Source organism: Neolewinella xylanilytica (assembly GCF_002934605.1).
Taxonomy (GTDB): Bacteria; Bacteroidota; Bacteroidia; order Chitinophagales; family Saprospiraceae; genus Neolewinella; species Neolewinella xylanilytica.
Map to the genome: position 1 here is coordinate 1648042 of NZ_PTJC01000006.1, position 13706 is coordinate 1661747.

Sequence of the window (13706 nt, forward strand, 5' to 3'; positions counted from 1 at the left end):
CCGAAAAATTATCTAGCTTAATTTCTACCTTTACCCCGAATTAACTTTCTAAAAAGATGACTCCGACTAGTTCACCGGCCAAAGAGAACCCGCCCCATCTGGATGCCCCGGCATCTTCTTCCTTTAATGTTTCCAAGGAAGGCCGTAAATACGGGATCATTTTGGGCCTACTCGTCAGCGTTTACCTGCTAATTGTCAACCAACTGTACGTCGATGTACCGATGTCGGTCCGGTTCTCCAAGCACTTATTGATCATTCCCATCGTTTGGTACGCAACCAAAACGTACGCCGAGTCGATCTACCGGGGGCAGGAGGTTTTCAAAACGGAGATCGGACTCATGTTTCGCATCGGGATATGGGCCACGGCGGTCATCGCGGTGCTGAACATTTCCCTGAGTGCTTTTAATCCCGAACTCGGTTTCGAGCAATTTCTCAACGACAACACCAGTTTCGGTGATGCCATGATGAACAGTTTCTTCGTTGCGATGGAAACCCTGGTATTCGTGGTCATTATCGGTTTTGTATTTATGCAATACTATAAGCGGGGCGGAGCGCCCGAAGATTAATGCCAAGAGCCAGCGCCAACCCGGGCCGGAGTTCCACCACCACCATGCGGTTCGACCGGCTCGCCTACGTTCTAATCTGCCTGTGCATAGTGCTTTACACACTATACGCAGGCAGTTCCTTTTTTATACCTATTGCTTTCGGCCTGTTTTTTTCCCTGATGCTCAAGCCGATCTGTTATCGCTTTGAGGTGCTGATCAATAGCCGCATCTTTTCGGTGGTGCTGACGCTATTTACTGCCGGAGTGGTCGTGCTCGGCGTCCTGTTGTTCTTTTTCAACCAGATCCAGGCGATTCTGACGGAGGCGGACGATATCTATTCGGGCCTTCAGGAAACCTTCTACGAGTGGGCGGAATACGGTGGCGGTCGCTTCGGTATTTCGGGAGAGGAAGTGGAGGCCTACATCGATGAAGCCATTACCAGCGTCAGCGATCAACCTTTGGGAATTCTATCCACCGGATTGTCAACCAGCGGGGTGCTACTGGCTAATTTTTCGCTGGTAATGATCTACACCTTCTTTTTTCTGCTGTACCGGGGTGCGATGAAGAACTTCGTGCTCGGCCAGCTTCGGAACAGCGATCAAACGGAGGGTTTGGAAACGCTCAACGAAATCCAGCAAGTGGCCAAGAGCTATCTCGGTGGGATGGGGTTAGTAATGCTTATCCTGGGAGTGTTGAACAGCCTGGGACTGTTTTTCATCGGCATCGATTACTATTTGGTTTGGGGTTTTTTGGCCGCGATTCTCGCCGTCGTTCCGTACATCGGCACGGTGATCGGCGGCCTTTTACCGTTCGTTTTCGCCATCGCCACTACGGAATCGATCTGGCAGCCCCTCGCGGTCGTATTACTGTACGCAACCGTACAGTTCGTAGAAGGGAATTTCATCACGCCCAAGGTCCTGGGAAGCAGCGTGAAACTGAATGCTCTCGCCGCGATCATGTCCGTCATTCTGGGTAGTATCTTTTGGGGATTGCCCGGCGTCATTATTGCTATCCCGTTCCTTGCCATCGTCCGTATCATCCTTACCCACATCGAGCCTCTACGACCGGTCGCACTGTTACTCAGCGATGATCTATACGAGCAATCGGACCGGTTTCTGGACGAATACAACGAGCCGAAATACCGGTTGTCGAATATCTTTAGCGGGAAGTCTTCACTGAGTTTGTTCCGGAAACGGCGCTCACCCCACCATCCAACGAAGCGCGTAAGCAAGTCCAATTCCCAGGTAGTTTCCGATTCCGAACCCGACTAGGGAGACGGCTATTCCCGCCGGAAGCAGCCGCGTATTCCGGATTGCCGTCGCAACCTGAACGACGAAAACCGGTCCGTAAAGCGCCGCGACGGAACTTAGGATAACGGTATCCCGGTCGACGCGAAAAAGCTTGGCCAGCAGTAGGTGAACCAGGATGGTGAGCGTCAGCGCAATAGCTGAAAAGTACAGCAGGTCCAGACCATCCTCCGCGAGCTGCCGGAAATCCGCCAGGAGGCCCAGGGCCACGCAGAAAATTAACACGAAATATTCTCCGAGGGCATAGGAATTGCCGATTCGGCGGGTCGCCCCCGACAGGGCCAGGACGATGGAAAGGGTAGTAATGAACAGGATGAGCGCGGTAGGGTCGAACCAGGCTCCCGTAACCGCTCGCGTGGTTAAGAAGCCGGCGGCGGTGACGGATAGGCCCGCCAGCAATTGTTTGACCCACCTGCTCCACGTAGCGGGGGGATCGGATAGGTTCTGCACCGGTTCCTGGTCCGGCGTGACGGGGGAAGGAGAAAAAATTTTGCCGTACAGGGCGGGCAGGATGGTGAGGAGGCCAAGAAGGTATGCACCGCCAAGCAGTACGTCTGCTGCCTGGATCAGCACCACGTATTCTGCGGGTGCCTCAAGGGCAAGGCCAATTGCCTGGACGTTGGGGGTGCCACCGGTGTACAGACCGGTTAGCATGCCCGCGATTTGCCAGACATCCTCTACCTGTGCCTGAGCGTACAGGGCGGTCAGTCCCGTAGCGCATACCCCCGCAAGGCAGCATAATAGAAAAGAAAACAACATCGGTTTACCGAACCGGAGCAGGTCACGTACCCGAACGCTGAAGAGCAAGAGGGGCAACCCCACCAGCATACTTCCGCCGGCAATGGCCTCCAGTAGCGGACCGTTAATTTCCCACCCGCGCAGGTTAGCAATCAGGATGCCGGCACCGTAGCAAAGAATGATGCTGCTGCTCCATTCGGGGACCCAGCGCCGCCGCGTGGCCAGGATGGCCACAATGGGGAATAAGACGGCGAGGCTCAGGCTCAGCAGGTCGGAAACCGGCAAAACTAGTACCGAAGTTGAAGTACCCGGGGCGTACCGGCCGGGGGGAGGGTCACCACCAGCAGGTTCCCGTAGTCAAGTTCGCTGAAGCGGGGGTGAGCGTCGGAATCCGTCAGGTGGTTGGCCAGGGCGGGAGTGGTATTGCTGTGACCTACCACGAGTATGGTTCCTCCCCGGTGTTTACGGGCGATGCGGTTCGAAACGACCTGGAGCTCGCCCGCGTCGTAAATGCTGACCGAAAGGTCGTGGGCCTCGGCGGTGGGGGTGGCGGTTTGTCGGGTTCGTTTGGTGTCGGTGCTGTATACGGCGTCCAGTTGGGTGTTCCGGAGCATTTCGGCGAGCAGGGCGGCGCGTTCCTGGCCGGCGGGGGTCAGGTCGGGGTCGTCACCGAAATCTTTTTCGGCGTGACGGACGAGAATGACCGTGGTGAGCGGTTCGGAAACTACTTCGTCGTGTTCCGCTCGCGAGGTGTTGCACGAAATGGAGCACAGGAGCAGACACGCAAACAGAAAAAGTACTCTCATATTAGATGCCTTCCTTCATTTTCTGACTGTTCTCGGCCACCTGGAGTCCTTCGATTACGGGTTCGAGGTTGCCGGCAATGACCTTGTCGAGACTATGTAAGGTAAGGTTTATCCGATGATCGGTGACCCGGTTCTGGGGATAGTTGTAGGTACGAATCTTTTCGCTTCGGTCGCCGCTGCCGACGAGCGATTTCCGGGTACTGGCGAGCTCGTCCGCGGCGGCCGTATCGCGGGCCTCCTTGATGCGGCGATACAGCTGCGCCATGGCGATTTCCTTGTTCTTATGCTGGCTACGCCCGTCCTGGCTTTCCGATACGATGCCGGTGGGCAAGTGGGTAATCCGGATCGCCGACTCGGTCTTGTTTACGTGCTGACCGCCGGCACCGGACGCCCGGAAGGTGTCTATTTTCAGGTCGGCTTTGTTGATGTTAATGTCCTGTTCTTCTACCTTAGCCAGGACGGCAACCGTTGCCGCCGAGGTGTGGACACGCCCCTGGCTTTCCGTTTTCGGAACGCGCTGAACCCGGTGGACGCCGGACTCAAATTTCATATTGCTGTACACGTCGTCGCCGTGTATTTCGAAAACTACCTTGGAATAGCCGCCGGCGGTGCCTTCGTTTTCATCGATGATCTCGATCTTCCAGCCCTGGGTTTCGGCGTACCGCTTGTACATGTCAAAGAGATCCCCGGCAAACAGCGCGGCTTCGTCGCCACCCGTTCCGCCGCGGATCTCCATGATGATGTCGCGTTCGTCTTCGGGGTCTTTCGGAATCAGCATCACCTTGACCCGGTCGTCAAGGTCTTCCTTGCGTTCCTTCAGTTCCTCATACTCGAGCTGGGCCATTTCCCGCATTTCCGGATCGGGGTCCTTGCGCATCGATTCGCTGGTCGCCAGATTGTCCAGGAGATCCCGGTACACGAGGTAAGTATCGGCAATCGGTTTGAGTTTGCCGTACTCCTTGTTCACCCGGGTGAATTTGTCCTGATCCACGATGATCTCGGGATCGGACAACTGGACTTCCAGGTCCTTAAAACGGTGATATATAGCTTCGAGCTGGTCGATCATGGGCGCGCCTTTGTCTGCGGCGGCCCAAGATACGGCAGCGGCCTAGAGAAACTCCAATTCGTCGCCTTCCATCCTTACGCGGACGGCGGGGCGGCTGGCGAGGGTTTCCTTTTGGCGGCGCATCACGGTGAAATCAGCCCGTCGGAGTACGTCGGAGTTGATCTGTCCGAAGCGGGTTGGCAGGCTTTGCTGTCCTGGTCCCATGGCAAAAGATGCCAGCAAGGGGCCTTCCAGGTCTTCGCAGAGGCGGTAACAAAACGAATCCATGGCCAAGCGGACGTTTACTTCGTCGTTGCTGTCGATGAGGGCGATCGGAACCTGGGCACTGGCTCGTAGCCGAACGGTCAACGCCCGGCCGTGGTAAACGAAGAGGGTGTCGAGCTTCGGATGAATGTGTGGGAACCAGCTCACCAGGGTTTCCCGGTCGGCGAAAATGAGTTCCGGCTGGTTTCGCTTCGTCGGTGGGCAGGCTTGCAGCAGCTGATGTACCGAACTGGTTTTGCGCGCATCCACTACCATCTGCCACAGGTTGGACGTTGGTAGGAGTACCAAACCGCCTGCCTTTAGGGTAGATAACGCGCCAGTGCCGCGGAGTGGTAATTGATGCTGTATAGAAGGAGTAAAGTTCGTTCGAATATTCATTCATGATTAGTGAGCCTTCTTCTTCAATAGAAGAAAAAGGGGTTTGAAAGCATAAAGCGGTCGGTGTTTTTGGGACTAATCATGCCATAATAAGAGGCGCAAACAACATAAGGGGCTCAGAGACGTCTATCCGACAAGCTCAATAGATGCTGCGGATAAATCTTCCGTTTAGGAAACTGTATTTTGCCCCGTAGATTGTATTACACCAAAATATTCCCTTTGCAAACTTTTGCCGCCATACGCTCGGGTATCGTCGCCTTGCTCTGCGCGATCCTTTTACCGGCCGGTTTACTGGCCGATCACATCGTAGGGGGGGAATTTCACTATGAATGCCTCGGCTTCCGGGATAACGATCCCAGTTCCGGTGTGATGCGCTACCGGATCACCATTAATATGTACCGGGATTGTATCGGGGAAGGCGCCCTTTTCGATGGCAACGATCCGCGACAGACACCGGATGTGCGCAGTGCGGACGGCCATATCAGTATTTACGTCGGGGATGATTATTACCGGGAAACCTTTCCCATCAATCTCTCCCGTTTCGATCCGGTACCCATCAACCTGGGGAACCCGTGCCTGGTCATCAATGAACCGATTTGTCAGGAGATCGGCATTTACACCTTCATCACGGAATTGCCCGTTTCGGATGAGACCTACACCTTCGTTTACCAGCGTTGCTGTCGCAACGAATCCATCCGAAACGTACTCAACCCGCGGCAAATCGGAGCCACTTACTTCATCCAGATCAGCCCCGTGGCCCAGCAACGTTGCAACACGAGCCCGGATTTCAATATCGATCCGCCAATCGCGATCTGCATCAACGAGGAGTTCCGGATCGATCTCGGGGCCACCGACAGCAACGGCGACAGCTTGGTATACAATTTCTGCGACCCGAAGCTCGGAGGCGGAACCGACAACGGTGGGCGGAACGGCCCGGCTACCCCGAGCCCCTTCGACGACATCGTGCCGATCCGGGAAAGTCCTTACCCCTACGCTTCGGTTCCCTGGGTAGGACCCACCTACAGCACGAACGATCAGCTTGGCGTGGGGTCAATCCTTAACATCGATCCGGTCACCGGGGAACTTAGCGGGGTACCGATCTATCCCGGAACCCACGTGCTGGGCGTCTGCGTCGAGGAATGGACGCGCGGGCCGAACCCGGTATTGTTGAGCGAAACGAAGCGGGAATTCCAGCTCAGTGTCAGTCGCTGCGGGAACACGGTCACGGCCGATCTGCAGGAAACGGAAATCGACGAACAGGGTCGCTTTTTTATTCGCCAGTGCGGCCCCGGCCCGAACACCATCATTAACGAAAGCACGCTAGTCACTTCCATCACCAGCTACGATTGGGAAATGGTCGGACCGGGGGGAGAACTGCTCACCGGGTCCGACCGCAACTTCGCGACCAATATTCAACAAGTCGGTGTCTACGAAGGGGTGATGCTCCTCAACCGGGAATCGTTCGCCGATAACTGTAAGGATACCGCGGTGTTTCTCCTTGGCGTTTTTCCTGACCTCACGGCAGAGTTTACCTCGAGCGAGGTCGTCTGCGAACCGAAACCAATCGATTTCGTCAATCTATCCACTACGGACGGGAACCAGCGCATCGTCACCTACGATTGGGACTTCGGGGATAATACCGACCGATCCTTCCGGGACGATCCGACCCACCTCTACCGAGTTCCCGGGGAATTTCCCGCCCGACTGACTATAACCGACGAAAACGGCTGCCAGGATGACGTGGTCCGTAACGTGGAGTACTTTCCGGCCCCCCGCACCATCCTGCTCGAGCCCCAGGATGCCTTCGGATGCGTGCCCTACAGTAATCTATTCATCAATCGCTCTACCCCCATCAACGACGATTACCTCTTTGACTGGCAGTTTGGCGACGGCGGCGTATCCGACCAACGCGATCCGACCCATATCTACGAAACCGCGGGCGTGTACGATGTTTCTTTATCGATTACCAGTCCACTTGGATGCTTCGTGGATACCACGTTCCGGCAATTGGTCGACGTCCGGGACAGTCCGACTGCGGATTTCATTTTTTCGCCGGAACAACCCTCCAATATCTTTCCCGACGTAGAGATCATCGACCGCAGCCGTGATGCCGTCGCTCAGCGCTATTTCATTTCCGACGGTGGCGGTGAAGCTCTGTTCAGTTCTCCCGGCCCCAATTTCACCTACCGGCTACGGGACACTACCACCCTTAGCGTCACTCAGGTCGTAACCCACCCCAGTGGCTGTTTGGATACGCTCACCAAGGATTTGCGGATGTACCTGCAAAACACCTTTAACGCCCCGAACGCCTTTACCCCCAACGGTGACGGCCTGAATGACAACTGGAAACCTAAAGGCATATTCGCCGGTGCCACGGACTATCAGCTCCGTATCTGGAACCGGTGGGGAGAAAAGATCTTCGAGACCGGCGATTTCGAGGCGACCTGGGACGGCACCTTCGAAGGGACCTCCAGCCCGGCGGGTGGGTATCTGTGGGACGTTACGTTTACCAACGCGGAGGGAGAACCGGAAAGCTTCAAGGGGGGCGTGGTGTTAATCCGCTGACCACGTCCACCGCTCCAGGTCTAAACTCGCCGGTAATCGTACGATTTCATCCAGGACGAATCCGTTATGCAACAGGGCCCGGCGGGACGGGTGGTTGCCGGTTTCCACGTGCGCTAATAGGCCCAGCGCGTCTGCTTTTGCCAACGCGCACATTTGCCCGATCGCGCGGGTAGCGATGCCCTTACGCCGGTAATTAAGGGCAACGTTATACCCCAGTTCCACCTCCTCTTCTCCTTCCAGCAATCCCTTCCCACCTATACTGCCCGCGATGCATGCCGTCGGTTCGAACAGGATCAGGAAGGGCACGCTCCACCGGTAACCGAGGTCGGAGGTATCCGCCGTTCGTATCGCCTGATCCACGATAACGCGGGAAGGGATGGCGTCCTCCTCCAACGGAAATCCGCGGTAGGTGGCTGAACGGTAGAGTTCCGCGATTTCCCGGCGAGCGGGTTGGAGAAGCCGGATCATTGCAACGGTATTTCCGGTGCGATCCGGGAACGGTAGAGGCGCCATCGCCCGGCGTCCCGTTGCCAGTAGTTGGTATACCGCTCCGCGTAGCGCCCTTCGGTACCCTCCTGATTCCAGATAAAGGTCCGCTTAGCGGTTACCGTGTAGTCCGCTTCGACAGCCGTGATCTCGCTGCTGTCTACCTCGATTCGCAGTGCCGGAAAGACTGACCGCAGGCCCTGCAGCTCACCGATCCACTGCCGTCTCGATTTTCCGGCTTGTTCACTGGGATATTCCACCGTGTAGTCATCGGCAAGTACCCGGTCCATCACCGCGGCGTCCAGCTCCTGGTACGCCTGGGTGAAAACGGTTTCTGCCTGCTCAATTTGGTCCAGCTCCGATGCGGCTGACTTATCTTGCGGGGGACCGCAGGTGTAAAGCCAAACCGCGCAAAATAAGGTGACCAACCAGTTTTTCATGGTAAGAGAACACGGCGGCCGGCGAAAAGTCTAGTTTTCCATGCAGCTATACCGTCTACTACCTCTGTACGTTGGCCTCTTGGGATGGCTTGGCTCCTGCGCGCCGTCGCCCGAAACGGATGCCAACCCGGAAGCGAAAGTGCTTGCGCGAGCGGTCCGCGCCCACGGTATGGAGGGCTTCGACAGCGTTCAAATACATTTTACTTTCCGGGAACGCGACTACGGAATCGAACAGCGCAATGGCCGATTCACCTATACCCGAACGTTTGCCGACAGCTTGGGGAATGCCGTTCGCGACGTTCTGACGAACGAAGGACTGGTCCGCTACCGAAACGACAGCGTACAAACCCTCACCAGCAAAGATAGCGCGGCTTACGCGGCTTCCGTCAACAGTGTGCGTTACTTCTTCGTGTTGCCGTACGGGCTTTCCGATCCCGCGGTACAGGCCCGGCTGCTGGATACGGCCACCATCGCGGGGCGGGCGTATGACCGGGTGCGCATCACCTTCGACGAGGAGGGCGGGGGCGAGGATCACGAGGATGTCTACCACTACTTTTTCAACCAGGTTACCGGAGAACTGGATTACCTCGCCTACACCTTCGAGGCCGATGAGGGGGGAATTCGTTTTCGCGAGGCGGTAAACAAGCGAAGGGTGGACGGCGTGCTGGTCCAGGACTACGTCAATTACGGGCTGGACGGAGATGACCGTGGCATCGACCGAATTGCGGAACGCTTCCTCGCGGGGGAATTACCTGAGTTGTCCCGCATCCAGAACGCGGCCGTGCGGATCCAGTAAGCCGCCGGGCAGAAGGTCCTTTACAAAGGACCGGTACCACCACCAGGGGTGGGGAAGGCTAATTCGCTCGTCCTCGTAGATCAGATCGTCCACGAAAATGATATCGATATCCAGGGTTCGCGGACCCCACTTGTGGTGGCGGACTCGTTCTAGGTCGCATTCGATGGTTTGGGTTACCTCGAGAATCCGGTGAAGCTGTTCCCGAATGCCGCCACTCGCCGTCGGGAAACCAAGGTCGATGACCAAGACCTGGTTACGGAAATCCTGCTGGGCCAGCAAGCCCCAGGGTGGGGTAGTGATGACGTCACTGGCGTAGACTACCTGCCCCAAAGCAGCGGACAAGCGCTCACGGGCTTGCGCTAGGTATTGATCCCGGTTGCCGAGATTGGATCCGAGGGATAGCGTTAGTTTTGCCACGCTCAAAGTTACACATGACATTACCTTCCTACCTAGTTATCGAGGGAAACATAGGGGCCGGCAAAACCACCCTGGCCCGCATGCTGGCCGAACGATTCAATCACCGCCTGGTGCTGGAGGAATTCAGCGATAACCCCTTTCTACCCTTGTTTTACCGTGACCCCGAGCGCTACGCCTTTCCCGTGGAGTTGTTCTTCATGGCGGAACGACACAAGCAGTTGCAAGCAGAACTTAGCACGCCGGAGCTGTTTAGCCGCGGCACCGTGGCGGATTACCTGTTTGTTAAAACGATGCTGTTTGCGCGGAACAGTCTGAGTGAACAGGAATTTCGGCTCTTCACCAGGCTGTTCCGGGCCCTCGACGGTGCCTTTCCCAAGCCCGACTTGATCGTTTATCTGCACCGGCCGGTAGCGGCCCTACAGGCGAATATCCGCCGGCGGGGCCGAAGCTACGAGCAAGAAATGAAGGACGACTACCTGCATTCCGTTCAGCAGGTATATCTGGACTATCTACGCAGCGTCAAGGACATTCCGATCCTGCTCGTAGAACTCGGGGAAGAGAACTTTACCGAAGACGAAGCACTTTTCGAACGATTGGTGGAGGGCATCACTGGGGAGGTGAAGCCGGGAGTACAGACCCTTGAGCTTCATTCTTTCCGTTCGTCACCGATCATGTTCTGAGGCCAGCGGACCTTTCGCTTGAGGTTATAGGTCGACAACCGATTGTGGTAATAGTGCAGCATGGAAAAATTATCACTGACAATGTGGCCGCGCGTATCGTAGCTTAATGGCTTGTCGATGTGGTAATTTCCGATGCTGTCGACCCCGAGTGAAATGATCTTTTCGCCTGGATTGCGCAATTCGCCGCTCACCTTGACCCGATCCTCCAGCTCCATTTGAAGCAGGATGTCGCGGAGTTGCTCGACCACTTCAACGAGCGGAGCATGATGGAAATAGAAGTCTTCCGCCGGTAGCCGAAGGAGGGCATAGAGGTCGTCCTTGGGGAAGGTGCGCTCCAGAATGGCGAAAGCAGCGTAGCTGATCAGGTGGCTCGGCAGTACGATACCATCTGCGTGGTACCGTTCGACGATCCGGCTTGCCAGCAGCCGGGTATATTCGCTTTCCCGCTGGAGGTCCGCATTGATTTTTCCGTACTGATCGCGAAAGTACTCGCGGGTTGAAACGTGGCGACCGCTGGGTGCGTAGCTTTTCCCGTCCTCGTCTACCCGGTTACCCACCACGTCCATCGGTTGGCCCAGGGAAATCGTGATTTCGTTGCCCTTGCTGAATACGCCCCAGACGAACTTCATGATGCTACGCAGGCTGTGAAAGCTATCCTTGGGTTTGATGTAGCGGTCCTGTCCTTCCCGGCGGAGGTGTTGCTCGATGAGGAATTGGGCTTCCAACACGAAGGGGTAGCTAAGTACGACCGGTACGATAAACACCTTATCGTCGCGCCCCTCCTGATAGCGCGCACGCTGAGCCTCTACTGCGGTACCCAGTAGGCCTAACTTGAGCTTGGTTTCCAGGGCTCCGGATCGGGAGCGGGTCCCTCCGGGAAAGAAGAGGGAGGGAACGCCCCGCTGAATAATGAGCCGGCTCATCGTTTTGAGCGTGGTCATATAGATCGGATTCTGCTTGCGGCGGTCGACGCGGTAGGCCCCGAGTCGGTTCATGAAGTAGGCCGTGTAGCCGGTATTGTAGAGGTTCAGACCGGCGCCGAAGGCCATGGCTTCCAAGCCCGCCACCTGGTCGAGGGCGTAGCCAATCAGGATGCTATCGAGATTGCTGAAGTGGGTGGGAACCAGGATGACGGTCCCTTTCCGACTTAACTTGCGGACCTGATCCACGTAGCCGCGTACCAGCAGCTTTTCCTGCAGCAGGATCTTCTTACTGAAGAGGCTGGTGAAGGTCCGTCCGTCGGCGGCATTTAATAACCGACCGAAAAAGAAGGTAAGAAACCGGCGGGCAAATCGGAAGGTGGGTATCTTGAAGGTGCCGACGATTTCATCGGCGTACCGCCTGACGATTCGGTGGAGAATAGCGTGAGCGGCTTCCTCTGCGGTAGTGGGCTCGTCTTCGTCCAAAGACTGGGTGGCGAGGAGTTTGGCCTGGCGTTTCCAGTAGCGCCGCTCGTTCGGCGGATCCACTTTCCAGGGTTCGGCCCGGGTCCGTTCCTGCTCGCTGAAGACCGTTTTGCTCAGGACGTCGGTGAGGTTATCACCGCTTTCCTGCAGGATACGCTTGCTGCTGGCTTCCTCGAGCGTACGGATGAACGCTTGGCGATCCTCGCTCAAGCGGTAGATTTCCCACTTGGCGAGTTCGGGGACCGTGTGGTCGTAGGGTCGGCTCTCCCGTTCAAATGAGGGGGGGGGAAGTCTGTTGTTTACCGGAGTCGCACTCATGTAACTATAAGGTTGCTAAGCAGTAGAATGTGCTCATTCCCTGCTTTGCTGGAAAGGCCAATTTACCTCATTTAAGGCGGATTCCACGTAAGCCAGCATTTCGTCGCGGCCGGTTTCCTTTAAAGCGCTTGTCTCGAATACCGGGGGGAGTTCTTCCCAATATTCCAAGAGCGCGGCCTTGAATGCATCCAGGTGGGTACCGCCGCGGGCTTTCTTCCGGTCCGTTTTGGTAAAGGCGATAGCGAAAGGCACGCCGTTCTCGCCTAGCCAGTTGACGAACTCCAGGTCTATTGCCTGGGGGGGGATATTGCTATCGATCAAAACGAAGGAAGTAACCAGCGTTTGGCGATTGAGGAAGTACTTTTCCGTTCGCGACTCCCATTTGGCCCGGGTCTTTTTGCTTTGCTTGGCGTAGCCATAACCCGGCAGGTCGGTAAGGTACCAGCTATCGTTGATCAGGTAATAATTCAGTAGTTGAGTTTTACCGGGCTTGCCGCTGGTATGTGCCAGCTCTTTGCGCTGGGTCAACATATTAATCAGGCTACTCTTGCCGACGTTGCTGCGACCTATGAAGGCGAATTCGGGGCGTCCGTCGTTTGGCGCTTGGTGAACCCGGGCGTGGGAGGAAGCGAATGTGGACGTATGAATCTCTGGCAAGGAAAGGGTGTTATTCGGGGTATCTTAAATCAAGCACGCCCGTCCAATGGGATTGGACGGGCGCGACATCTTTTACGGTGTAATCGTTACTCATCATCGTCGTCGCCATCCGCCTGGGACTTCGACTTCGATTTCTTTTGGACCTTTTTAGGGCTGATGATGACGTTCATGCGCCGGCCTTCCATCTTGGGCATGGCCTCGGCGGCACCCAGGTCTTCCAGTTCCTTCATGAAACGAAGCAGCAGCAGCTCGCCCCGATCTTTAAACACGATGGAGCGACCCCGGAAATGGACGTAGGCCTTCACCTTCGCACCGTCTTCCAGGAAGCCGCGGGCGTGGCGTACTTTAAAGTCAAAATCGTGATCGTCCGTATTGGGGCCAAAGCGGACTTCCTTGATAACCGTCTTGACCGCCTTGTTGCGGATTTCTTTTTCCTTCCGCTTTTTCTCGTAGAGAAATTTCTTGTAATCGGTCAGGCGAACTACGGGAGGACTGGCATTGGGGCTGATTTCCACCAAGTCAAGGCCAAGGTCGCGACCCCATCCCTTTACTTGCCGGGTATCGAACACGGTACCGCCTTCGAGTTTGGTACCAATCTCCTTAGAGATGTCTTCCAGGTTATCGCCGACCAGGCGAACCTCGGGTACCCGGATCATATCGTTGATCCGAAATTGGGGAGTGGTGTCTTCTCTGCGCGTGTAGCGGTTGCGGCCGCCGCCTCTTCTCTTTGCCAATAGATGGTTAATTAAGTTATAAAATGTAAAAGTATGGAATAGGGTAAAGTTCAAACATACCTCCGTCGATGGGTAATTTAGCCCAAAAGCGAAGGTCCGCCCC

15 protein-coding genes are annotated in these 13706 nt (G+C 56.1%); 5 read left to right on the forward strand and 10 right to left on the reverse strand.

Annotated features, from left to right (window positions below; all coding sequences use genetic code 11):
- The first annotated feature begins 56 nt into the window (after window positions 1-56).
- Both CLV84_RS16110 and CLV84_RS16115 read left to right on the forward strand, forming a co-directional pair.
- Window positions 57-566 carry a hypothetical protein gene (locus CLV84_RS16110; protein WP_104420786.1) on the forward strand — a complete coding sequence of 170 codons (510 nt, stop codon included), beginning with the start codon at window positions 57-59 and terminating at the stop codon, window positions 564-566.
- Between the two features lie 44 nt (window positions 567-610).
- Window positions 611-1816 (forward strand): AI-2E family transporter, encoded by a 1206-nt coding sequence (locus CLV84_RS16115; RefSeq protein WP_245911557.1) that lies wholly within the window; start codon window positions 611-613, stop codon window positions 1814-1816.
- Here CLV84_RS16115 and CLV84_RS16120 read toward each other — a convergent pair.
- The 4 genes from CLV84_RS16120 to CLV84_RS16135 are packed head-to-tail and all read right to left on the reverse strand — an operon-like array spanning window position 1745 to window position 5104.
- Window positions 1745-2875, reverse strand: coding sequence for a DUF819 family protein (locus CLV84_RS16120; RefSeq protein WP_104420788.1), 1131 nt, complete (start codon window positions 2873-2875; stop codon window positions 1745-1747). The genes CLV84_RS16115 and CLV84_RS16120 overlap by 72 nt on opposite strands.
- 2 nt (window positions 2876-2877) lie before the next feature.
- Window positions 2878-3396: a phosphoglycerate mutase family protein gene (locus tag CLV84_RS16125; protein ID WP_104420789.1), complete on the reverse strand. Its 519-nt coding sequence runs from the start codon at window positions 3394-3396 to the stop codon at window positions 2878-2880.
- 1 nt (window position 3397) lies between these two features.
- A complete protein-coding gene (prfA, locus tag CLV84_RS16130) occupies window positions 3398-4462 on the reverse strand; it encodes a peptide chain release factor 1 (RefSeq protein ID WP_104420790.1) in 1065 nt (354 codons plus the stop codon).
- A 42-nt stretch (window positions 4463-4504) separates the two neighbouring features.
- Entirely contained in the window at window positions 4505-5104 is a 600-nt protein-coding gene (locus CLV84_RS16135; RefSeq protein ID WP_104420791.1) for a Sua5/YciO/YrdC/YwlC family protein, read from the reverse strand.
- Between the two features lie 219 nt (window positions 5105-5323).
- Between CLV84_RS16135 and CLV84_RS16140 the strand changes: the two genes are divergently transcribed.
- On the forward strand, window positions 5324-7669 hold the full coding sequence (locus CLV84_RS16140) for a PKD domain-containing protein (RefSeq protein WP_104420792.1): 2346 nt from the start codon (window positions 5324-5326) through the stop codon (window positions 7667-7669).
- Here CLV84_RS16140 and CLV84_RS16145 read toward each other — a convergent pair.
- Both CLV84_RS16145 and CLV84_RS16150 read right to left on the reverse strand, forming a co-directional pair.
- Window positions 7658-8137 carry a GNAT family N-acetyltransferase gene (locus tag CLV84_RS16145; RefSeq protein ID WP_170067742.1) on the reverse strand — a complete coding sequence of 160 codons (480 nt, stop codon included), beginning with the start codon at window positions 8135-8137 and terminating at the stop codon, window positions 7658-7660. The genes CLV84_RS16140 and CLV84_RS16145 overlap by 12 nt on opposite strands.
- Window positions 8134-8595 carry a nuclear transport factor 2 family protein gene (locus tag CLV84_RS16150; RefSeq protein ID WP_104420794.1) on the reverse strand — a complete coding sequence of 154 codons (462 nt, stop codon included), beginning with the start codon at window positions 8593-8595 and terminating at the stop codon, window positions 8134-8136. Before CLV84_RS16150 ends, CLV84_RS16145 begins: the two co-directional genes overlap by 4 nt.
- A 40-nt stretch (window positions 8596-8635) precedes the next feature.
- Here CLV84_RS16150 and CLV84_RS16155 point away from each other — a divergent pair, with 40 nt between their 5' ends.
- On the forward strand, window positions 8636-9391 hold the full coding sequence (locus CLV84_RS16155; protein WP_146088834.1) for a DUF6503 family protein: 756 nt from the start codon (window positions 8636-8638) through the stop codon (window positions 9389-9391).
- On the opposite strand, the gene folK is transcribed toward CLV84_RS16155, so the two are convergent.
- A complete protein-coding gene (gene folK / locus CLV84_RS16160; RefSeq protein ID WP_170067743.1) occupies window positions 9344-9808 on the reverse strand; it encodes a 2-amino-4-hydroxy-6-hydroxymethyldihydropteridine diphosphokinase in 465 nt (154 codons plus the stop codon). The genes CLV84_RS16155 and folK overlap by 48 nt on opposite strands.
- Before the next feature lie 14 nt (window positions 9809-9822).
- Between folK and CLV84_RS16165 the strand changes: the two genes are divergently transcribed.
- The gene (locus tag CLV84_RS16165) at window positions 9823-10488 is read left to right on the forward strand and encodes a deoxynucleoside kinase (RefSeq protein WP_104420796.1); all 666 of its coding nucleotides are present in this window, start codon (window positions 9823-9825) and stop codon (window positions 10486-10488) included.
- On the opposite strand, the gene CLV84_RS16170 is transcribed toward CLV84_RS16165, so the two are convergent.
- From CLV84_RS16170 to infC, 3 genes are all read right to left on the reverse strand, one after another.
- Window positions 10455-12212, reverse strand: a complete 1758-nt coding sequence (locus CLV84_RS16170) for a 1-acyl-sn-glycerol-3-phosphate acyltransferase (protein WP_104420797.1) — start codon at window positions 12210-12212, stop codon at window positions 10455-10457. The two genes, CLV84_RS16165 and CLV84_RS16170, sit on opposite strands and share 34 nt — an antisense overlap.
- A 33-nt stretch (window positions 12213-12245) precedes the next feature.
- Window positions 12246-12869 carry a ribosome biogenesis GTP-binding protein YihA/YsxC gene (gene yihA / locus CLV84_RS16175; RefSeq protein ID WP_104420798.1) on the reverse strand — a complete coding sequence of 208 codons (624 nt, stop codon included), beginning with the start codon at window positions 12867-12869 and terminating at the stop codon, window positions 12246-12248.
- Between the two features lie 86 nt (window positions 12870-12955).
- Complete coding sequence (gene infC / locus CLV84_RS16180) at window positions 12956-13603, reverse strand: translation initiation factor IF-3 (RefSeq protein WP_211295273.1); 648 nt, start codon at window positions 13601-13603, stop codon at window positions 12956-12958.
- Window positions 13604-13706: the final 103 nt, after the last annotated feature.